The sequence below is a fragment of the Streptomyces sp. Root1304 genome (assembly GCF_001426405.1).
Classification (GTDB): Bacteria; Actinomycetota; Actinomycetes; order Streptomycetales; family Streptomycetaceae; genus Streptomyces.
This window is the reverse complement of the sequence record NZ_LMEP01000028.1, coordinates 127,140-146,950: the sequence shown is the minus strand read 5'-3', so window position 1 is coordinate 146,950 and position 19,811 is coordinate 127,140. Positions and strand designations below refer to the sequence as shown.

18 protein-coding genes are annotated in these 19,811 nt (G+C 73.7%); 3 read left to right on the top strand and 15 right to left on the bottom strand.

Features of this window, described 5'->3' with window-relative positions; all coding sequences use genetic code 11:
- Positions 1 to 31: 31 nt before the first annotated feature.
- From ASD33_RS33075 to ASD33_RS33050, 6 genes are all read right to left on the bottom strand, one after another.
- Entirely contained in the window at positions 32 to 1,036 is a 1,005-nt protein-coding gene (locus tag ASD33_RS33075) for a helix-turn-helix domain-containing protein (protein WP_056569352.1), read from the bottom strand.
- Entirely contained in the window at positions 1,033 to 2,673 is a 1,641-nt protein-coding gene (locus ASD33_RS33070) for a class I SAM-dependent methyltransferase (protein WP_242427258.1), read from the bottom strand. Before ASD33_RS33070 ends, ASD33_RS33075 begins: the two co-directional genes overlap by 4 nt.
- 106 nt (positions 2,674 to 2,779) lie before the next feature.
- Positions 2,780 to 3,472 (bottom strand): hypothetical protein, encoded by a 693-nt coding sequence (locus ASD33_RS33065; protein ID WP_056569349.1) that lies wholly within the window; start codon positions 3,470 to 3,472, stop codon positions 2,780 to 2,782.
- A 161-nt stretch (positions 3,473 to 3,633) separates the two neighbouring features.
- Positions 3,634 to 5,952, bottom strand: a complete 2,319-nt coding sequence (locus tag ASD33_RS33060; RefSeq protein WP_056569346.1) for a sodium-translocating pyrophosphatase — start codon at positions 5,950 to 5,952, stop codon at positions 3,634 to 3,636.
- A gap of 195 nt (positions 5,953 to 6,147) precedes the next feature.
- Positions 6,148 to 6,606, bottom strand: coding sequence for an ATP-binding protein (locus tag ASD33_RS33055; protein ID WP_056569343.1), 459 nt, complete (start codon positions 6,604 to 6,606; stop codon positions 6,148 to 6,150).
- A gap of 15 nt (positions 6,607 to 6,621) precedes the next feature.
- Positions 6,622 to 6,975: an STAS domain-containing protein gene (locus tag ASD33_RS33050; protein ID WP_056569340.1), complete on the bottom strand. Its 354-nt coding sequence runs from the start codon at positions 6,973 to 6,975 to the stop codon at positions 6,622 to 6,624.
- An 81-nt stretch (positions 6,976 to 7,056) separates the two neighbouring features.
- Between ASD33_RS33050 and ASD33_RS33045 the strand changes: the two genes are divergently transcribed.
- Positions 7,057 to 9,567 carry a DEAD/DEAH box helicase gene (locus tag ASD33_RS33045; protein WP_056569334.1) on the top strand — a complete coding sequence of 837 codons (2,511 nt, stop codon included), beginning with the start codon at positions 7,057 to 7,059 and terminating at the stop codon, positions 9,565 to 9,567.
- Here the strand turns inward: ASD33_RS33045 and ASD33_RS34720 are convergent.
- From ASD33_RS34720 to ssd, 7 genes are all read right to left on the bottom strand, one after another.
- Positions 9,476 to 10,000, bottom strand: a complete 525-nt coding sequence (locus ASD33_RS34720) for an Rv3654c family TadE-like protein (protein ID WP_347232311.1) — start codon at positions 9,998 to 10,000, stop codon at positions 9,476 to 9,478. The two genes, ASD33_RS33045 and ASD33_RS34720, sit on opposite strands and share 92 nt — an antisense overlap.
- Before the next feature lie 143 nt (positions 10,001 to 10,143).
- The gene (locus ASD33_RS33035) at positions 10,144 to 10,491 is read right to left on the bottom strand and encodes a TadE family type IV pilus minor pilin (protein ID WP_107103828.1); all 348 of its coding nucleotides are present in this window, start codon (positions 10,489 to 10,491) and stop codon (positions 10,144 to 10,146) included.
- Positions 10,478 to 10,711, bottom strand: a complete 234-nt coding sequence (locus ASD33_RS33030) for a DUF4244 domain-containing protein (RefSeq protein ID WP_056569679.1) — start codon at positions 10,709 to 10,711, stop codon at positions 10,478 to 10,480. Before ASD33_RS33030 ends, ASD33_RS33035 begins: the two co-directional genes overlap by 14 nt.
- A gap of 131 nt (positions 10,712 to 10,842) precedes the next feature.
- A complete protein-coding gene (locus ASD33_RS33025; protein ID WP_056569328.1) occupies positions 10,843 to 11,607 on the bottom strand; it encodes a type II secretion system F family protein in 765 nt (254 codons plus the stop codon).
- Complete coding sequence (locus ASD33_RS33020; RefSeq protein ID WP_242427257.1) at positions 11,604 to 12,491, bottom strand: type II secretion system F family protein; 888 nt, start codon at positions 12,489 to 12,491, stop codon at positions 11,604 to 11,606. The genes ASD33_RS33025 and ASD33_RS33020 overlap by 4 nt, the downstream gene beginning before the upstream one ends.
- Positions 12,488 to 13,678 carry a TadA family conjugal transfer-associated ATPase gene (locus ASD33_RS33015; protein WP_056569326.1) on the bottom strand — a complete coding sequence of 397 codons (1,191 nt, stop codon included), beginning with the start codon at positions 13,676 to 13,678 and terminating at the stop codon, positions 12,488 to 12,490. Before ASD33_RS33015 ends, ASD33_RS33020 begins: the two co-directional genes overlap by 4 nt.
- A complete protein-coding gene (gene ssd / locus ASD33_RS33010) occupies positions 13,675 to 14,808 on the bottom strand; it encodes a septum site-determining protein Ssd (protein ID WP_056569323.1) in 1,134 nt (377 codons plus the stop codon). Before ssd ends, ASD33_RS33015 begins: the two co-directional genes overlap by 4 nt.
- A 451-nt stretch (positions 14,809 to 15,259) precedes the next feature.
- On the opposite strand from ssd, the gene ASD33_RS33005 reads away from it, so the two are divergent.
- Positions 15,260 to 16,126, top strand: coding sequence for an HAD-IB family hydrolase (locus tag ASD33_RS33005; protein WP_056569321.1), 867 nt, complete (start codon positions 15,260 to 15,262; stop codon positions 16,124 to 16,126).
- A gap of 384 nt (positions 16,127 to 16,510) precedes the next feature.
- Here ASD33_RS33005 and ASD33_RS33000 read toward each other — a convergent pair whose 3' ends face one another.
- Complete coding sequence (locus tag ASD33_RS33000) at positions 16,511 to 17,329, bottom strand: Fic family protein (RefSeq protein ID WP_056569318.1); 819 nt, start codon at positions 17,327 to 17,329, stop codon at positions 16,511 to 16,513.
- Positions 17,330 to 17,431: 102 nt separating this feature from the next.
- Between ASD33_RS33000 and ASD33_RS32995 the strand changes: the two genes are divergently transcribed.
- Complete coding sequence (locus ASD33_RS32995) at positions 17,432 to 18,418, top strand: ATP-binding protein (RefSeq protein WP_056569315.1); 987 nt, start codon at positions 17,432 to 17,434, stop codon at positions 18,416 to 18,418.
- Here ASD33_RS32995 and ASD33_RS32990 read toward each other — a convergent pair.
- Positions 18,396 to 19,718 (bottom strand): hypothetical protein, encoded by a 1,323-nt coding sequence (locus tag ASD33_RS32990; protein WP_056569312.1) that lies wholly within the window; start codon positions 19,716 to 19,718, stop codon positions 18,396 to 18,398. The two genes, ASD33_RS32995 and ASD33_RS32990, sit on opposite strands and share 23 nt — an antisense overlap.
- Between the last annotated feature and the right edge of the window lie 93 nt (positions 19,719 to 19,811).

The window sequence follows — 19,811 nt, the reverse complement described above, 5'->3', positions numbered from 1 at the left end:
GTCGGCCGGGGCTTCCGCGGCGGGCCTTGCGTCAGGCCACCGCCGTGAGGACGTCCTGTCCCGTGAGGAGCGCGAGCAGCGAACGGCCGGTGTCCGTCAGCTGGTAGTACACCGAGCGCCCGACCCGGTGCCGGGTCACCACCCCGGCCTCGGACAGCACCGACAGGTGCTCGGAGACCGTGCTCGGCGCGAGGCCGAGGCGGTCGGCGAGCCCGGCCGTGGTCAGCGGGCCGCCCAGCTCGCGCAGGACCGCCGCCCGGCCCCGGCCGAGCATCAGCCCGAGCCGGTCCTCGGCCACGGGCTCGGGCGGTTCGCGCAGGGCGCCCGCGCCCCGGGCCTGGAAGCTGACCGCGAAGACCTCGGGGTCGTCCGTCGAGTACAGCCGGCAGCCCTCGGCGAAGACCAGCGGTACGAGCACCAGCCGCCGTTCCCCGGGCGCGTACTCCGCGTCGATGTGCTTGGTGAGTTCGAGGACGGGCGAGTCCCAGCGCGCCCGGCTCTCCAGGCCCGCGAACAGCGCGTCGACGCCCTCGGTCGCGAACGTCCGGGCGCGGACGAGCACTTCGTCCTCGACGAGCCGCCGCATCGTCGGCCAGTACGGCTCGATCGCGCCCTCCCAGTAGGCCGCGTACGCGTCGGCGAGCGCCGCGCAGGCCGCCTCCGGGTCCTTCAGATACGGCTGCACGAAGGGCGCGTCGCCCATCCCGGGGTAGCAGTCGGCCACCTGCTCGCGGACGAACGCGGGGTCGGTGGCCCGCAGCGCCGCGAGCTCCTCGTGGACATGGACCGTGCCGAAGGGGCGGGGCAGCAGGAAGTCGGAGACCTCGTACCGCCCGTCGGCGAAGAGGTCCCACAGCGGCCGGAGCCGGTCGTCCTCGCGCCACACCTCGCGCGCCTGGCCGACCCACTCCTGGTACGGCCAGGAGGGATGGCGGCCGGGCAGCGCGAGGTGCATCGCGCAGAACGCGTCCCGCAGCGGGCTGATCGCGATCCGGGTCGCCCCGAGCGAGGCCTCGTCCAGCTCGATCCGTATCAAGCGCCGCCCGCCCCCGAGGTCCCGTCCGTCTCCGACGTCCCACCCGTCTCCGGGGCCCCGCCCGACTCCGAGATCGCGCCCGTCTCAGAAGTCCCGCCGGTCTCCGGGGAGTCCATCCCGACGGGCAGCAGGAAGCCCTCCTCCACCAGCAGCCGGATCGCCTGCGGGGTGCGGTCCCGCAGTATCACCGGGTCCTCCCCCATCAGCCGGCCGATCGCGTCGAGGATGCGGCCCGCGCTGAGGGTGCCGTCGCAGACGCCCGCGAACCCGGCGCCGACGTGGTCCACCCGGGTGGCGCGCCGCATGCCCCGGTTCTGCCGGAGCACGACGTGCTCGGGGTCCTCGGCGCCGGGCAGCCCGACCTGCTCCTGCACGACCTCGGAAGCGAGAACGAACCGGTCGGCGAGCAGGGCCGCGTCGTCGTGGCCGCGCAGATAGTCCTGGCGCTCGAAGTGGGCGCGGACGGTGGGGCCGAGGGGCTGCTCGACGGGGTGCGGCCACTCCTCGACGACGATCGACGGCTCGACGGCGCCGGAGACCACGGCGGCGTTCCGCCGGATCGTGATCCAGCCGAAGCCGATCGCACGCGTCTTGTGGGCGTCGAAGTCGTCGAGCCAGCGCCCGTACGCCTCCCGGTACTCCTCCGGGTCGCCCCGGTGGTCGCCGCTGTCCCGCAGCCACAGCTCCGCGTACTGGGTGACGTCCTGGACCTCGCGCTGCACGATCCACGCGTCGCAGCCCGCGGGCACCCAGGACCGCAGCCGGTCCTGCCACTCCTCGCCCTCGACGTGCTGCCAGTTGGCGAGGAACTGGGCGTACCCGCCGTCGTTGAGCCGCTCGCCCGCCTGCTGCACGAGCGTCCGGCACAGGTCGTCGCCGCCCATCCCGCCGTCCCGGTAGGTCAGCCGGGCGCCGGGGGAGATCACGAACGGCGGGTTGGAGACGATCAGGTCGTACGTGTCGCCGTCGACCGGCTCGAACAGCGAGCCGGTGAGCAGCTCGGCCTCCCGGGCCCCGGAGAGGGCGAGCGTGAGGCGCGTGAAGTCCAGGGCGCGCGGGTTGAGGTCGGTGGCGGTGACCAGGGTCGCGTGCTGGGCGGCGTGCAGCGCCTGGATGCCGGAGCCGGTGCCGAGGTCGAGCGCGGAGGAGACCGGCATACGGACCGTGATGCCGGCGAGGGTGGTGGAGGCACCGCCGACGCCGAGGACGACCCCCTCGTTCTTGGTGCCGATGCCACCGGCTCCACCGACGGCGCAGCCCAGGTCGGAGACGATGAACCAGTCCTCGCCGTCCGGGCCGCCGTACGGCCGGATGTCGACCGTGGCGAGCACGGTGTCGCCCTCGCGGACCACCCAGCCGTCGGCGAGCGCCTCGTCGAGCGGGAGCGCGGCGGCGGCCCGCTCCTGCCCGACGGCCTGCTGGAGCAGGAACAGCCGGACGAGCGTCTCCAGCGGGGAGTCGCCCCGGGTGGCGCGCAGGGCGGGCACGGTCTCGCTGCGGGCGAGTGCCGCGTACGCCGGGGCGCCGAGCAGGTCGAGGAGACCGTCGGCGGTGAAGTCGGCGGCGAGCAGGGCCTCGCGCAGACGGGCGGCGTGCGCGGGCACCGGGAGGCGGGGAGGCAGGCTGGTCGTACTCACCGCTCCATTGTGACGGCCGCCACCGACATCCGGGCCGCCGACCCGGCGACGAGCGGCCGATCGCCGCGGTCACCGGGGCCGGGGGCCTGCGTCCGGACCCCGGTTCCTACTCCTCGGTCTGGCTCGCCGCGGCCTTCTTGGTGGGCTTGGCGGAGGCCGTCGCGGTGGGCTCGGCGGCGCCGCCGGAGGTGTCCGCGCCCTTGCCCGAGGAGGTGGCGCCGGCCTTCGGGGAGGCCGAGGTCTTCGGCGGGGCCGAGGCCGTGGGCTTCTGGCAGCCGGGCTGCTTGGCCATCGCCTGGCCGAGCTCGCCCTCCTCCAGCTTGGACAGGGCGTTCTGGTCCATCTTCTCGATCTTGGTCAGGCCGTCGGCGACGCCCTGGAGACCGTCCGCGAACTTCTGCTGGTTCGTCGGGTCCAGCGCGTCGACCTGCTTCTTGAGGCCCTCGTACGCCACCGCGGTGGCGTTGAGCTCCTTGATCGCGTCCTGCTTGACCTTCTCGCCGTTCTCGACGGGCGGCGCGCCGGCGCTCTCCACGGCCTTGGCGAGCGCCCGGTCGGCATCGGCGATGTCCTGGAACGCCTTCGAGTCGGCGGCCTGGATCTCGGCGGGCTTGCTGTCCGCGGCCGTCGAAATGATGATCTGGTGGGCGTTGGCCCGCTTCTGGATCTGCGGCTTCGCCTGGTCGCAGAAGGTCTTCGCCCAGTCACCCACCTTGTCGCCCTCGTCGTCGCTGCAACCCGACAGCGCGAGCACCAGTACCGCACCGCCGGACAGTGCGGCCGCAAGCTTCTTGTTCACCGGATCGGTCCCTTCCAAGGCTCTCGGCCCCGGAACATACACGCCGAACGGGCTACTTCCACCTTTCGTACGAAGGATTCGCCCTGGATTGCAGCCTTTTGACCCAAGGGAGATCCCTCCCACACACCCGGCGAACGCCCGGTAATGAGACGGACGACACGTCAGGAGACGGCCACCGGGCGCTTCTTGGAGACCCACACCGCACCCACCACCACGACCAGCGCGAGCACCGCGACCGCCGCCCGCAGACCGGCGGTGGCGTCCTCCCCGTAACTGAACCTCACGACCGCCGGGGCGATGAGCAGCGCGACCAGGTTCATCACCTTCAGGAGCGGGTTGATGGCCGGCCCGGCGGTGTCCTTGAACGGGTCCCCGACCGTGTCCCCGATGACGGTCGCCTCGTGCGCCTCGCTGCCCTTGCCGCCGTGGTTGCCGTCCTCGACCAGCTTCTTCGCGTTGTCCCAGGCGCCACCGGAGTTGGCCAGGAAGACCGCCATCAGCGCGCCCGCCCCGATCGCCCCCGCGAGGTACGCGCCGAGGGGGCCGACACCGAGCGCGAAGCCGACCGCGATCGGGGCCATCACGGCGAGCAGGCCGGGCGTGGCGAGTTCGCGCAGCGCGTCCTTGGTGCAGATGTCGACGACCCGCCCGTACTCGGGCTTCTCCGTGTAGTCCATGATCCCGGGGTGCTCGCGGAACTGCCTCCGCACCTCGTAGACCACCGATCCCGCCGACCGCGACACGGCGTTGATCGCGAGCCCCGAGAAGAGGAAGACGACCGCCGCGCCGAGGATCAGGCCGAAGAGGTTGTTGGGCTGGGAGATGTCCATCGAGAGCGTCAGCAGGTCCGCCTTCGCCCCGACGTCCCCCACGTCGGCGACCGCGGTCGCGATGGCGTCCCGGTACGAGCCGAACAGCGCCGAGGCCGCCAGGACGGCGGTGGCGATGGCGATGCCCTTGGTGATGGCCTTCGTGGTGTTGCCGACGGCGTCCAGCTCGGTGAGGACCTGCGCCCCGGCACCCTGGACGTCCCCCGACATCTCCGCGATGCCCTGGGCGTTGTCGGCGACCGGTCCGAAGGTGTCCATGGCGACGATCACGCCGACGGTGGTGAGCAGCCCCGTACCGGCGAGGGCGACCGCGAACAGCGCGAGCATGATCGAGGCACCGCCCAGCAGGAACGCCCCGTACACCGTGAGTCCGATCAGGAGCGCCGTGTAGACGGCGGACTCCATGCCGAGGGCGACGCCCGCGAGGACGACGGTCGCGGGGCCGGTGAGCGAGGACCTGCCGATGTCCCTGACCGGCCGCCGGCTCGTCTCCGTGAAGTAGCCGGTGAGCTGCTGGATCAGCGCGGCGAGGACGATGCCGAGGGCCACGGCGACCAGCGCGAGGACCCGGGGGTCGCCGCCGTGGTCGCGGATCCCCGGCTCGGTGACGCCCTGGAGTTCGGCGTAGGAGGACGGCAGGTACGCGAAGGCGGCGACGGCGACCCCGGCGAGCGAGACGGCCGCGGAGACGAGGAATCCGCGGTTGATCGCGCTCATCCCGCCCCGGTCGGCGTGTCGCGGCGAGACCGCGAGGATGCCGATGACCGCGGTGACCACGCCGATCGCCGGGACCATCAGGGGGAACGCCAGTCCGTGGTCGCCGAAGGCCGCCTTGCCGAGGATGAGCGCGGCGACCAGGGTCACGGCGTACGACTCGAAGAGGTCGGCCGCCATGCCCGCGCAGTCGCCGACGTTGTCGCCGACGTTGTCGGCGATCGTGGCCGCGTTGCGCGGGTCGTCCTCGGGGATGCCCTGCTCGACCTTGCCGACCAGGTCGGCGCCGACATCGGCGGCCTTGGTGAAGATGCCGCCGCCCACCCTCATGAACATGGCGATCAGCGCGGCACCGAGTCCGAATCCCTCCAGCACCTTGGGCGCGTCGGCGGCGTAGACGAGGACGACGCAGACCGCGCCGAGGAGCCCGAGGCCGACCGTGCACATGCCGACGACCCCGCCGGTGCGGAACGCGATCCGCATGGCCCGGTGCGCCACCTCGGACCGGTTCCGCTCCGGCTCGCCCGGCGCGGGGGTCGCCTCCCGCGCCGCGGCGGCGACCCGGACGTTCGCCCGTACCGCCAGCCGCATGCCGAGGTAGCCGGTGAGCGCCGAGAACAACGCCCCGACCAGGAAGAACAGGGAGCGCCCCGCGCGCTGCGACCAGTTGTCGGCGGGCAGCAGCATCAGCAGGAAGAACACGACGGCCGCGAAGACGGCGAGGGTACGCAGCTGACGTGCGAGGTAGGCGTTGGCGCCCTCCTGCACGGCGGCGGCGATCTCCCTCATCCGCTCGGTGCCCTCACCGGCCGCGAGCACCTGACGGACGAGGAGCCGCGCGACCACGAGCGCGAGGAGAGCGACGACGCCGACGACGGCCACGATCGTCCGGTTCCCGCTCGTGAGCACCGCCGCAGCGAGGGAAGTGGGGTACATGGGGACGGATCATAGGGAGACGGACCGGGACAAACGGGGATGTGGCGGGGGCCTCCGCGCGGATGCACCAATCCGGAATCGCCCCACGGGCGCGGCCCGCGGTGGGTGCGGCCCGCGGGTGCGGCTCCCCCGGGAACGGAGAAGAGGCCCTGCGGGGCAGGGCCTCTTCTCGTCACGCTTCTGACTCCGTACGGGTCAGGACAGGATGTCCGCCGAGTTCACCGGCCAGGTCATCCGGATGGTGCCGCCGTCCTCGCCGGCGCTCACCTCGACGTCGTCGACGAGCCCGCGGATCACCGCGAGCCCCATCTCGTCCTCACCGTCGGCGTCGTCGAAGTCCTCGGCCGGGGCCGCGGTCCGCGCGCCGGGGACTCCGGCGGCGTCTGCCGCCGCCACCCCCGCGCCCGGCACTTCGTCGCCGACCTCGATGGAGAACGTCTTCTCCTCCTCGGTCAGCACGACTCTGATGGGGGTCGTGACGTCGTTGCTGCGGTGCAGCCCGACGGCACGCGAACATGCCTCACCGACGGCGAGACGCACCTCGTCGAGGACCGCCTCGTCCACCCCTGCCCGGCGCGCGACCGCGGCCGCCACCAGGCGGGCCGTACGGACGTGCTCGGGCTGAGCGCTGAAGCGGAGTTCAACGGTGGCCATGCGAACCCCCTGGGCTCAGTCGACGGCGTTGACGGCCTCGTCGACCGAGGTGTGGATCGGGAACACCTTGGTGAGACCCGTGATCCGGAAAATCTTGAGAATGCGCTCCTGGTTGCAGACCAGACGCAGCGAGCCCTCGTGCGCGCGAACGCGCTTCAGGCCGCCGACGAGCACACCGAGGCCGGTGGAGTCGAGGAAGTCCACGCCCTCCATGTCGACGACCAGGTGGTAGCTGCCGTCGTTCACCAACTCGACCAACTGCTCGCGCAGCTTGGGCGCGGTATACACATCAATCTCGCCACCGACCTCGACGACCGTACGGTCACCACCAGCGCCGGTCACATTGCGAGTCGACAGGGACAGGTCCACGGATCCTCCAGCACCTTGCTATCGAACGACCGTTCCCCTCGGGTCTCCCGGGCGGAGTCGGGGAACTGATCGCCAGCCGCGATGGCATTCAATCACTTACCAGCAGCCATGCACGACGCCTTGGAAGCATTGTCCGTCATGGCAGTGACACACTCGGTGCCGATGGCCAAGAATCACCGCCCCCGTCGTCCGGCCGGGGACACGGGCAGCCGCCCCTCCCCCGGCGAGATCCTGGACCGGCTCTCCTCGGGCGAGAGCCGGGCCGCGCGCATCACTCATACGGAGCACATGCCCGCCCGGCAGGGCCGTCATGCCGTCTGGCCGCACCGCATCCGTCCGGAGGTGATCGCGGCGGTCCAGGAGGCCGGGATCGAGCACCCCTGGGCGCATCAGGCGGAGGCCGCCGAGCACGCCCTCGACGGCGAGTCCGTGGTGATCGCCACCGGAACCGCCTCGGGCAAGTCGCTCGCCTACCTCGCCCCGGTCCTCAGCACCCTCCTGGACGGCGCGGAGGCCCCGAACGGGCGCGGGACCACCGCCCTGTACCTCTCGCCCACCAAGGCCCTCGCCGCCGACCAGCGGCGCGCCGTACGGGAACTGGCCGCCCCGCTCGGCACCCGGATCCGCCCCGCCGTCTACGACGGGGACACCCCGGTCGAGGAACGCGAGTGGGTCCGCCAGTACGCGAACTACGTGCTCACCAACCCCGACATGCTGCACCGGGGCATACTCCCCTCCCACCCCAGGTGGTCCTCCTTCCTGCGCTCCCTGCGCTACGTCGTGATCGACGAGTGCCACACCTACCGGGGCGTCTTCGGCTCCCATGTCGCCCAGGTACTGCGGCGCCTGCGCCGGATCTGCGCCCGGTACGGCTCCGAGCCGGTCTTCCTCCTCGCCTCCGCCACCTCCGCCGACCCCGCCGTCGCCGCCCGCCGCCTCACCGGCCTCCCGGTCGTCGAGGTCTCCGACGACGCCTCCCCGCGCGGCGAACTGGTCTTCGCCCTGTGGGAGCCGCCGCTGACCGAGCTGCACGGCGAGCGCGGCGCGCCCGTCCGCCGCACGGCCACCGCCGAGACCGCCGACCTCCTCACCGACCTGACCCGCCAGGGCGTCCGCTCCGTCGCCTTCGTCCGCTCCCGGCGCGGCGCCGAGCTGATCTCGGTGATCGCCCAGGAACGGCTCGCCGAGACCGACCGCTCACTCGCCCGCCGGGTCGCCGCCTACCGCGGCGGCTACCTGCCCGAGGAGCGCCGGGCCCTGGAGCGGGCCCTGCACTCCGGCGAGCTGCTCGGCCTGGCCGCCACGACCGCCCTGGAGCTGGGCGTGGACGTCTCCGGCCTGGACGCCGTCCTGATCGCCGGCTACCCGGGCACCCGGGCCTCCCTGTGGCAACAGGCGGGCCGCGCCGGCCGCTCGGGCGAGGGCGCCCTCGCCGTCCTCGTCGCCCGCGACGACCCACTGGACACCTTCCTGGTCCACCACCCGGAGGCGATCTTCGACCAGCCGGTCGAGTCGACCGTCCTGGACCCCGACAACCCCTACGTCCTCGCCCCCCATCTGTGCGCCGCCGCCGCGGAGCTTCCGCTGACCGAACCCGACCTGGCCCTGTTCGGCCCGGCCGTCCCCGAACTGCTGCCCCAGCTGGAGGGCGCCGGCCTGCTGCGCCGCCGCTCCACCGGCTGGTACTGGACCCGCCGCGAGCGGGCCGCCGACCTCACCGACATCCGGGGCGGCGGCGGCAGCCCCGTCCGAATCGTCGAGCAGGGCACCGGCAGGCTGCTCGGCACCGTCGACGAGGCCGCCTCCCACACCGCCGTCCACGAGGGCGCCGTCCACCTCCACCAGGGCCGCACCTACCTGGTGCGGGAGCTCGACCTGAAGGACTCCGTGGCCCTCGTGGAGGAGGCCGTCCCGCCGTACTCCACCACCGCCCGCGACACCACCTCCATCGCCGTCCTGGACACCGACACCGAGATCCCCTGGGGAACCGGCCGCCTCTGCTACGGCTCCGTCGAGGTCACCAACCAGGTCGTCTCCTTCCTCCGCCGCCGGCTGATCACGGGCGAGGTCCTCGGCGAGACCAAGCTCGACCTGCCGCCCCGCACCCTGCGCACCCGGGCCGTGTGGTGGACGGTCACCGAGGACCAGCTCGACGCCGCCCGGATCACCCCCGAGATCCTCGGGGGCGCCCTGCACGCCGCCGAACACGCCTCCATCGGCATGCTGCCGCTCTTCGCCACCTGCGACCGCTGGGACATCGGCGGCGTCTCCGTGCCGCTCCACCCGGACACGCTGCTCCCCACCGTCTTCGTGTACGACGGCCACCCGGGCGGTGCGGGCTTCGCCGAGCGCGCCTTCCACACGGCCCGCGCCTGGCTGACGGCCACCCGGGAGGCCATCGCCTCCTGCGAGTGCGAGGCGGGCTGCCCCTCCTGCATCCAGTCCCCGAAGTGCGGCAACGGCAACGACCCCCTCCACAAGCGAGGCGCGGTCCGTCTCCTCACGGAACTCCTGAGGCAGGCCCCGGAGGCCACACCGGAAGCGACGGACCCGGCAGACCCGACGGGCCTGGAGGCCCCGGAGGCCAGTTAGCCGCCGCCAGTGGCCCCGCCGGCCCCTTCGGCCCGGTCTTCCCCGTCGGCCCCGTCGGCCCGGGCAGCTCCTCCGACGGGCCCGCCCGTGACCTGACCTCCGGCCGGTACGGGCCGCGTACGACCCGGGCGGTCACCTCCGCGACCTCGCCCCGCAGCGCGCATCCCACCAGCTCGGCGCCCTGCGCGGCCGCCACCCGGGAGGCTGCCGCACAGGCCTCGGCCCCGCCCCACAGCGCCCGGTCGGCGGCGGCGAGCGCCGCCAGGTCGGCGGCCCCGCCGGCCCGGTGCCGGGCCGCCACCGCCTGCCCCAGCGCGAGCACCGCCCCGAACACCACACACAGCGCACAGGCCGCGAACGCCACCCACACGGTCGCCGCACCCCGGTCGCCCCCACCACCCCACCGACGCCGTTTCCCGGGCGTCAGGGGCACGGGGAGCAGGGGCCCGGGTGCCAGGGCCTCGGACTGTCGCACCTGCTTGGGCTTCCCCCGCTCGGGGCCCACGTGCTCGGCCCGCTCGCGCTCGGCCCTCTCGTACTCGGACCTCCCCCGCCCCGAGCCCACCTGCTCGTTCGTCACGGCGGGCCCCCGTCCTCCGCAAGAGCCGCCGCCTCCGCGCGCAGGGTGAGGCCCATGCCCCGTGGCCCCGGCGCCGCCGACTCCACCGTCACCCGCCACAGCTCCCCCGACCGCGTCACCGACACCCGGGCGCCCGAGGGCGCGGCATCCCGCGCGACGGCCTCCGCGGTGCCCACGGGCTCGGAGCGGGCGACGGACCGGGCGCCGGCCCGGGCCGCGTCCACGCACCGGATCTGGGCGGACGCCGCCGCGAGCGCCCAGAGCAGGGCCACCGTGAACAGCGCCAGGACGGGCAGGACCATCGCCGCCTCCACCGTCACGAACCCCCGGTCAGAACGACGCATCGAGGGCCTTCCCGATCACCGACTCCAGCGCGGCCGAGACCGTCCCGCTCGTCACGATCTTGTAGAGCACGGCGGCGAATCCCGCTGCGGCGATCGTGCCCACCGCGTACTCGGACGTGGTCATCCCCGTATCGCGACGCGCGGCCTCCCGCCGCGCCCGCCACCAGCCGCCCGCCTTCGCCCTGACCGTCGTACCCGCCCCGCCTGCCCTGCTCGTCATGCCTGCCATGCCGTCCCCCTCGAATCGTTCGTCGTACTCGTCGTACTCGTCGTGCTCGTCGTGCTCGTCGTGTTCGTCGCCTGCGTCGTGCTCGTCATGTCTCATCGCGCCCTGCCGTGCCCGTCACCCGCTCACCCGTCCAGAAGTCCCGTCGCGAGGCCGATCACCACCGGGGCCACCCCCACCGCCAGGAAGGCGGGCAGGAAGCAGAGCCCCACGGGTGCGCTGATCAGCACCTGCGCCCGGCGTGCCCTGACCGCCGCGGCGCGGGCCCGTACCGCGCGCAGCGCGGTCGCCTGCCGGGCGACGGCCTCCGCCGCCGGCGCCCCCGAGGAACCGGCCCGTTCCATGCAGCGGGCCAGCCCCAGAGCACCTGGTATCGCGCCGAACCTCCGCCACACCTCGGCCGGTTCACCGCCGAGCCGCAGCTCCGCCGCCGTGCGGGTCAGGCGCTCGCCCAGCGGGCCGCCCAGCGACCTGCCCACCGCCTCTGCCGCTTCCCCCGGTCCGGCTCCCGCCGAGGCGCAGGCGGCCAACAGGTCGGCGGCCAGCGGGAGGTCGCGTACCGCGGCGTCCTCGTCGCCCGACGGCGCGGACCGCCGCACGGCTCCCCGTCGTACGGCCGCGCCCGCCAGGGCCCCGGCCACCAGCCCGCCGAACACCCCGAACAGCACCCAGCCGAGACCGGCCGCCCCGAGGGCCGCCGCCCCTTTCCCAGCCCACGCCGGGAGCCCGGACCGGGCCCTCGGCGGCGAAGGCGCCGCCACCGGGAAGAGGTTCCCCAGCCGCCGTCGTGTCCCGCGCGCCCGCCGTCCGGACACCACCGCCCGTACGCTCTGCGCGCACCCGAGCAGCACCGCGGCCAGCAGCGCCCCCAGTCGAAGGTGGTCGCTCACGCCCGCTCCCCTCCTCGTACGATCCGCGCGGCCCACCACAGACCGGCGGCCTCCAGGGCCCCGCCCACGGCGAGGCAGCCGAGGCCGGCCGGGGTGCGCAGCAGTACCCGGAGCGGGTCCGCGCCGAGCGCTGCTCCGAGGCCGATCCCCGCGACCGGCAGCAGCGCGAGCACCGCCACCGTCGCCCAGGCGCCGGCCAGTTCGGCCCGCAGCCGCTCGCGCTGCTCGCGGTGGTCCCGCAGGGCCGCTTCGAGCCGGTCGAGCCCGGCGGCCAGGCCCGCACCGCCGTCCACGGCCACCTGCCAGCAGGCCGCCATCCCGGCGAGTCCGTCGGCGCCGTCCCGCGCGGCCGCTCTCCGCAGCGCCTCCGGCACGTCCCCGCCGAACCGGGCCGCGGCGAGCACCGCCGCCTCCTCGGCGCCCAGGGCGCCCGTCTCCCGGGCCGCGAAGGACAGGGCCTGCGCGGGCTGCCATCCGGCCCTCAGCTCCCCGACGACCGCCCCGTACAGGGCGACCACCCGCTCGGCCCGCGCCTCCCCGGCCCTGCGTCGCTCCGCCGCCCGCAGCCGTCGCCCGACGAGCGGCACGGCGACCGCGCCCGCCACCAGGGGCAGGGGCGATCCGCCGAGCACCGCGAGGACCCCCGCGAGGGGCAGGCAGAGCCACGCCCGCCGCTCGCGCGCCACGGACCGTCCGCGGAGGGCGAGCGCCGCCCACGCGGCGCCCCTGCCCGGTCCGGCGGCCGGTTTCCCGCCCGCGAGCAGCGCCCGCGCCCGGCCGGCGCCGCGCCGCCGCTCGACCGTCCACCACAGCGCGAGCACCGCGCAGAGCGCCGCCGCCCCGTGGGCCAGGGCCCGCGCCGAAACCGGATCCGGCGCCCTCACGTTCCCCCTCCGATCAACGCCCGCAGCCGCTCCCAGCCCCGCTCCCGCGTGAACCCGGCCGCACCCCAGCGCAGCGCGGGGACCGTCCGTACGAGGCCGTCCCGGTCGCGCTCCAGGACGTGCGCCTCGGCGATCCGCCGCCGCCCCTCCCGGTCCCTCGCCAGATGGAGCACGACGGACAGGCCCGCTCCCAACTGGCTGTGCAGGGCGGCCCGGTCGAGCCCCGCCGCCGTCCCCAGGGCTTCGAGCCGCGCGGGTACGTCCGCCGCCGTGTTGGCGTGGAGCGTCCCCGAGCCGCCTTCGTGGCCGGTGTTGAGGGCGGCGAGCAGGTCGACGGCCTCGCCGCCCCTGACCTCGCCGACCACCAGCCGGTCGGGCCGCATCCGCAGCGCCTGCCTGACCAGGTCCCGCAGGGTCACGAGCCCGGCGCCCTCCTGGTTGGCCGGCCGTGCCTCCAGACGCACCACGTGCGGGTGGTCGGGCCGCAGTTCCGCCGAGTCCTCGGCGAGGACGATGCGCTCCCGCGGCCCCACCAGCCCGAGCAGCGAGGCGAGCAGGGTGGTCTTCCCGGTCCCCGTCCCGCCGCTGACCAGGTACGACACCCGGGCATCGATCAGGGCCCGCAGGATCGGGGCGCCGCCGGGCGGCACGGTGCCGGCCGCCGCCAGTTCCTCCAGGGTGAAGGCCCGGGGCCGCACCACCCGGAGGGAGAGGCAGGTCGAGCCGACCGCCACCGGGGGCAGTACCGCGTGCATCCGGGTGCCGTCGGGCAGGCGCGCGTCCACCCAGGGCCGGGCGTCGTCGAGCCTGCGTCCGGCCACCGCCGCGAGCCGTTGGGCGAGTCTGCGGACTGCGGCGGCGTCGGGGAAGGACACCGGGGCCCGTTCGAGTCCGGAGCCCCGGTCGACCCACACCCGGTCGGGTGCCGAGACCAGGACGTCGGTGACGGCGGGGTCGGCGAGCAGGGTTTCCAGCGGCCCGGTGCCGATGAGTTCGCACCTCAACTCCTCCGCCGCGCCGAGTACTTCCGCGTCGCCGAGCAGTCGGCCCTGGGCCCGTAGCGCCGCCGCGACGCGGGCCGGGGTGGGCTCGGCGCCACTGGCGGCGAGGCGCTGCCGCACGGCGTCGAGCAGCCCGACGCCACCGCCGCCGGTGCCGGCTCCGCCGCCCGGCCCGAGCCCGGTCATGTCGCACCGCCGGGGGTGAGGGCGCGCGCCCAGAAGGCGTCGCAGAACCGGCCGAGCGGTCCGCGGGGTTCGGCGCCCGGTGGCAGGCCGGCGTCCTGGTCGGCCACGATCCCCGGGTCGTAGGGCAGTTCACCGGCCAGTGGCAACCGCAGCGCGTCGGCGACCCAGCGCTCGTCGAGCCCGGCGGCGTACGGCCCGCGGACCACGGCCCGCAGATCACGCACTCCGGCGGAGAGGGTGGCGGCCACCCGGTGGGCCGCCGCGACGGCCCTCAACTCCGCCGGTACGACGAGCAGTCCGAGGTCGAGCTGGGCCACGGCCTCGGCGGCCGAGGGGTCGGTCCCGCGCGGCAGGTCGACCACGACGACACCTCCTCGGCGGCGGGCGGCGGCGAGCACCGACCGCACGGCCTCGGGCGGCACCGGAGCCGTGGGCTCCCGGCCCCAGCTGAGCACCCGGACGCCCCGCACGGACGGCAGGGACTCCTCCAGGGCGCCGCCGGCCAGCCGCCCCTTCGAGGCGGCGAAGTCGGGCCAGCGCCGGCCTTCCTCGCGCTCGCCGCCGAGCAGGACGTCGAGCCCTCCGCCCAGGGGGTCGCCGTCGACGAGCAGGGTGCGCCGCCCGGTGCGGGCGGCGGCGAGGGCGAGAGCGCAGGCGAGGGTGGAGGCGCCCGCGCCTCCCCGGCCGCCGACGACCCCCACGGCCAGTGCCTGCCGGCCCACGCCTTCTGCGGCGTCGGCGATGCGGTCGACGAGGAGGCTCTCGGCCTCGGGCAGCCGCAACACGCATTCGGCGCCGATCTCGACGGCGAGCCGCCAGATCCCCGAGTCGTCCCGGTCGCGGCCGACGAGGACCAGTCCGGCGCGGCGGGCCGCTCCCCGGCACCGGCCCGCGGCGTCGTCACCGACGAGGACGAGCGGTGGATCGGTCCAGCCCGCCCGCCGCTCCGGCACCCGGTGGTGGACCTCGGGCTCCACACCGGCGGCGGCGCACAGCCGCAGCAGGTCGTCGAGCAGTCCGAGGTCCTCGGTGACGATCAGCGGGCCCGTGCGGCGGGGCTCGCCGGCCGCCGGTTCCGCCGTCCCGTTCCGCGTCGCACCCCTGGCCCCGGAAGTCCTCGATGCCGCCATGACGCACACCCCTCTCGTGATTCCTGCCGTCCGCGAACTTCGCGACAGGAATCACCGTGGGGCCGTACCGAAAATCCTGGGGATCTTGCCGAAAAACTGGGGATAACCGAAGCCCTGTGAATATCTTCGTCACCCCTCGGGGGACTGCCCGGAACGCAGCCTGCCGGTTACTGTGAGTGATGAATCGAGAGTCCGGCAGGACATCGGCCGGGGCGGCGGCCGTAGGCCGGAAAGAGAGGAGCTGACGATGTCACACAGGGCCAAAACGGCTCCGGACATGCGACGACCCCCGCCGGGGGGGAGAGCGGGGGTCGTCTTTCCGGCCGACTCGGGGGGGGAGGAGCCGGACCGGGTTAGCACGGTCGCGAACGATCCGTGACTTCCATGGTGTACCCGAGAGCCTTCTCAGGCAAACCCACGCGCCCGAGCGTACGCCGAATGGCGGGCACCTATGCTCAGGCTTGTGGAAAACCACTCCTTGCCGCGCACAGCCGCCTTCTTTGACCTGGACAAGACGGTCATTGCGAAGTCTTCGACGCTGACCTTCAGCAAGTCCTTCTACCGAGGCGGACTGATCAGCCGCCGCGCCGCCCTGCGGACGGCGTACATCCAGTTCGTCTTCCTGGCGGGCGGGGCCGATCACGACCAGATGGAGCGGATGCGTGAATATCTTTCCGCGCTCTGCAAAGGCTGGAACGTCGCCCAGGTGAAGGAGCTCGTCGCCGAGACCCTTCACGATCTGATCGACCCGATCATCTACGACGAGGCCGCCTCGCTCATCGAGGAGCACCACGCCGCCGGCCGCGACGTCGTGATCGTCTCGACCTCCGGTGCCGAGGTCGTCGAGCCGATCGGCGAGATGCTCGGGGCCGACCGGGTCGTCGCCACCCGGATGGTGGTCGGCGAGGACGGCTGCTTCACCGGGGAGGTGGAGTACTACGCCTACGGGCCGACGAAGGCCGACGCCGTCCGGGAGCTGGCGGAGTCCGAGGGCTACGACCTCTCGCGCTGCTACGCGTACAGCGACTCGGCGACCGACGTCCCCATGCTGGAGGCCGTCGGCCACCCGTACGCCGTCAATCCGGACCGGGCGCTGCGCCGTGAGGCCGTGGCGCGGGAATGGCCCGTTCTCTCCTTCGAGAAGCCGGTGCGGCTCAAGCAGCGGCTGCCCGGGTTCCGGATGCCGCCGCGGCCCACGCTCGTCGCCGCCGCTGCGGTGGGTGCGGCGGCCGTGGGCGCCGGACTCGTCTGGTACGCCTCACGGCGCCGGCAGGCCGCTCTCGCCCATCGGCTCACGGACGGCTTTGCCCGAATTTGAGCAAGAGGGCAGGAGAAGCGGAGCCAGCACTTTCGCTTCCTGGCGGACAGGAGTAGAAAGGAATCAGGCCCGCGAGACCGAGGACATCCGAGAGGATCACCTGTTGAGCATGAAGGCCCCACGGACCTAGCACAGAAACCGAGCACCCACGCGACGTCGACCCGTCGATTACGGGCCAGCCGCACCAGGCCACGGGCAAAGTTCCCGGCCTGATGGGCACATATTCGAGGACGCATGGTAACTGGGTAGACGTGCCAGCGGCGGTACCTGAACGGGTGCCGCCGCAACCCATTTCCGGGCCCCCACGGGGCCCGGATTTCCTTTTCCCCTCAGGCCGCGCCGCACCCACTCGGGCCGCGGCGCACCGGCCCGGACCGCACGTCCTCAGGCCGCGCCGCGCTGCAGCGCCTCGCAGACCGCCGTCGACTCGCGGACGCCCAGTTCGACCGATCGGCCGCAGTGCGCGATCCAGCCGCCCACGCCCTCCGGGGTCCCCGACAGGTACCCCTCGAACGCGGCGAGGTACGCGGCCCGCCCCTGCTCCGCGTGGCCGACCTCGGCCGGGCAGATCGCCTTGGGGTCGAGTCCGCTGCCGACCAGCGCGATCCGCTCGGCCGCCCGCGCGACCAGGCCGTTGTACGAGGTGAAGGGGCGCAGTGCGAGCAGTTCGCCGTGGACCACGGCGGCCGTCACCAGCGCCGGGGCCTCGCCGCCCGCGACGATCAGCTCCGCGAGGCCGTCCAGGCGTCCCGCGACCTCGGCCGGGCTCGGCAGCGGGGCCTCGACCAGCGGTTCGTCGACGGTCTCGCCGTCCAGCCGGGGCCGCCCCACCGAGTCCCCCGGGTCGCCCGCGGCGACCAGATGGAGCCGGGCGAGCACCCGCAGCGGCGACTGGCGCCAGATGGAGAGCAGCTGCCCGGCCTCGGCACCGAGGCGCAGGGCGGCGCCGACCGTGCGGGCCTCGGGCTCGGTGCCGAAGTCGGTGCGGCGGCGGACCTCTTCGAGGGCCCAGTCGGCGCCGGACAGGGCGGCCGAGCCACGGGCGCCGCGCAGGGCCGCCTCGGAGGAGATCTCGTTGCTGCGGCGGCGCATCACACGGTGGCCGTAGACCCGGTCGACGGCCTTGCGTACGGAGTCCACCGCATCGGCGACGCCCGGCAGGGAGCCGAGGGCGGCCAAGGGGTCAGAGGCGTGCGTACTCATAAGTAGGGAGGCTACGCGCCCCGGCGGCCCGCCCCACGTTGGAGTGGTCTTCTTCACGCACCTTGACCACGGGGCGCGTTCATACCACTACGCTAGGTGAACATGAAGATCGCTTTCGTGGGGAAGGGCGGCAGCGGCAAGACCACGCTGTCCTCGCTCTTCATCCGCCACCTCGCCGCCAACGAAGCCCCGGTCGTCGCCGTCGACGCCGACATCAACCAGCACCTCGGTGCCGCGCTCGGCCTGCCCGACGCGGAGGCCGCCGCACTGCCCGCGATGGGCGCGCACCTGCCGCTCATCAAGGAGTACCTGCGGGGCACCAACCCGCGGATCGCCTCCGCCGACACGATGATCAAGACCACGCCGCCCGGGGAGGGTTCGCGGCTGCTGCGGGTCCGCGAGGAGAACCCGGTCTACGAGGCCTGCGCGCGGCCGGTCGTGCTCGACGACGGCGAGATCCGGCTGATGGCGACCGGCCCCTTCACCGAGTCGGACCTCGGGGTCTCCTGCTACCACTCGAAGGTCGGGGCGGTCGAGCTCTGCCTCAACCACCTGGTCGACGGCGCCGACGAGTACGTGGTCGTCGACATGACGGCGGGCTCGGACTCCTTCGCCTCCGGGCTGTTCACCCGCTTCGACATGACGTTCCTGGTCGCCGAGCCGACCCGCAAGGGCGTCTCGGTCTACCGCCAGTACAAGGAGTACGCGCGGGACTTCGGCGTCGCGCTCAAGGTCGTCGGCAACAAGGTGCAGGGCGAGGACGACCTCGACTTCCTGCGCGCGGAGGTCGGCGAGGACCTGCTCGTCACGGTGGGGCACTCGGACTGGGTCCGCGCGATGGAGAAGGGCCGCCCGCCGCGCTTCGAGCTCCTGGAGGCGGACAACCGCATGTCGCTCCAGGCCCTCCAGGACGCGGCGGACGACTCGTACGCCGACCGTGACTGGGACCGCTACACGCGCCAGATGGTCCACTTCCACCTGCGCAACGCGGAGAGCTGGGGCAACGCGAAGACCGGGGCCGACCTGGCGGCGCAGATCGACCCCGGTTTCGTACTCGCCGAAAGGCTCAGTGCCGCTCAGCCGGCTTGACGGCCGCCGGGGCGCCGGCGCCGGTCGCCGGTGCGCCCGCGGGGGCCGCCGGCTGGGAGGCCAGGAAGGCCTTCCAGCCGGCCGCCGGGGCCTCGCCGACCTTCAGCCCGCGCATCTTGGCGATGACGTCGGGGTCCTGGGCGTCGAGCCAGTCCGCGAGCTGGCGGAAGGACACGCACTTGACGTCCTTCTGCGTACAGACGGTGGCGATGGTCTCCTCGATGGCGCGCATGTACACGCCGCCGTTCCAGGACTCGAAGTGGTTGCCGATGATGAGCGGCGCCCGGTTGCCCCGGTAGGAGCGCTCGAAGGCCTGCACCAGGCCGTCCCTCATCTGGTCGCCCCAGTACTCGCGCTGGGACGGATCGCCCTGGGTCGTGCCCGGGGACTGGTTGACCAGGAAGTTGTAGTCCATCGAGAGCGTCTGGAAGGCGCGGCCGGGGACCGGTACGAGCTGCATCGAGAGGTCCCACAGGCCCAGGTCCTTCTTGGGCCAGATCTGGTCGTTGACGCCGCTCGTGTCGTAGCGGAAGCCCATCTGCGCCGCCGCCTGGACGAAGTTCTTCCGGCCTTCGAGGCAGGGGGTGCGGGCGCCGACGAGTTCCTTGTCGTAGTCGAAGGGCAGCGGCTGCTCGGCGCGCAGTCCGGCGTTCGTCTTCCAGTTCTTGACGAAGGACTTGGCCTGCCTGATCTCGCTCTTCCACTCCTCGACGGACCAGTTGCCCACGCCGCCGTCGGCGCCGCAGAAGTGCCCGTTGAAGTGGGTGCCGATCTCGTTGCCCTCCTGCCACGCCCCGCGGAGTTCGCGGACGGTGGCGCGGATGCCCTCGGTGTCGTTGAAGCCGATGTCGGAGCGGCCGGGGCTGTGCTGCGGCGGGTCGTAGAGGCTCTTCTTGTCCTCGGGCAGCAGGTACACGCCGCTGAGGAAGTACGTCATCCTGGCGTCGTACTTCTTGCCCACCGAGCGGAAGTGGGAGAACAGCTTCTGGCTGTCCTCGCCCGCGCCGTCCCACGAGAAGACGACGAACTGCGGCGGGGTCTCGCCCGGCTTGAGGCGCCGCCAGGCCGGCTGGTGCGGCTGGGCGCCGGTGAAGGCGGTCGAGCCGTCACCGATCAGCCGGGGTGCGGTCTGCGGGACCGCGGCCGGGCCCTTCTTGGCACCCGCGCCGCCCGGCATGCCCTTCGTGGCGGTGCCGTCGGAGCCCGAGCAGCCGGCGAGGCCGGTGGCGAGGGCGAGGGTGAGTGCGCCGACGGTGAGCGCCTTTCTCCGGACGGTGGTCGTTCTGCGGGCGGCTGACATCCGCGCACCTCTCCTCGGATCCTCGGATTTCCCTACAAGCGGCGTCAACGTCGCACCGCGAGGACCGGAGGACGTCAACGACAAGCGGCATGC

What these genes read in the sequence shown, in the direction of transcription:
- ASD33_RS33060 (WP_056569346.1), bottom strand. Translation starts at nt 5,952, where the DNA reads ATGTACCCCACTTCCCTCGCTGCGGCGGTGCTCACGAGCGGGAACCGG.
- ASD33_RS33055 (WP_056569343.1), bottom strand. Translation starts at nt 6,606, where the DNA reads ATGGCCACCGTTGAACTCCGCTTCAGCGCTCAGCCCGAGCACGTCCGT.
- ASD33_RS33045 (WP_056569334.1), top strand. Translation starts at nt 7,057, where the DNA reads ATGGCATTCAATCACTTACCAGCAGCCATGCACGACGCCTTGGAAGCA.
- ASD33_RS33035 (WP_107103828.1), bottom strand. Translation starts at nt 10,491, where the DNA reads ATGCGTCGTTCTGACCGGGGGTTCGTGACGGTGGAGGCGGCGATGGTC.
- ASD33_RS33030 (WP_056569679.1), bottom strand. Translation starts at nt 10,711, where the DNA reads ATGACGAGCAGGGCAGGCGGGGCGGGTACGACGGTCAGGGCGAAGGCG.
- ASD33_RS33015 (WP_056569326.1), bottom strand. Translation starts at nt 13,678, where the DNA reads ATGACCGGGCTCGGGCCGGGCGGCGGAGCCGGCACCGGCGGCGGTGGC.
- ssd (WP_056569323.1), bottom strand. Translation starts at nt 14,808, where the DNA reads ATGGCGGCATCGAGGACTTCCGGGGCCAGGGGTGCGACGCGGAACGGG.
- ASD33_RS33005 (WP_056569321.1), top strand. Translation starts at nt 15,260, where the DNA reads ATGCTCAGGCTTGTGGAAAACCACTCCTTGCCGCGCACAGCCGCCTTC.
- ASD33_RS33000 (WP_056569318.1), bottom strand. Translation starts at nt 17,329, where the DNA reads ATGAGTACGCACGCCTCTGACCCCTTGGCCGCCCTCGGCTCCCTGCCG.
- ASD33_RS32995 (WP_056569315.1), top strand. Translation starts at nt 17,432, where the DNA reads ATGAAGATCGCTTTCGTGGGGAAGGGCGGCAGCGGCAAGACCACGCTG.
- ASD33_RS32990 (WP_056569312.1), bottom strand. Translation starts at nt 19,718, where the DNA reads ATGTCAGCCGCCCGCAGAACGACCACCGTCCGGAGAAAGGCGCTCACC.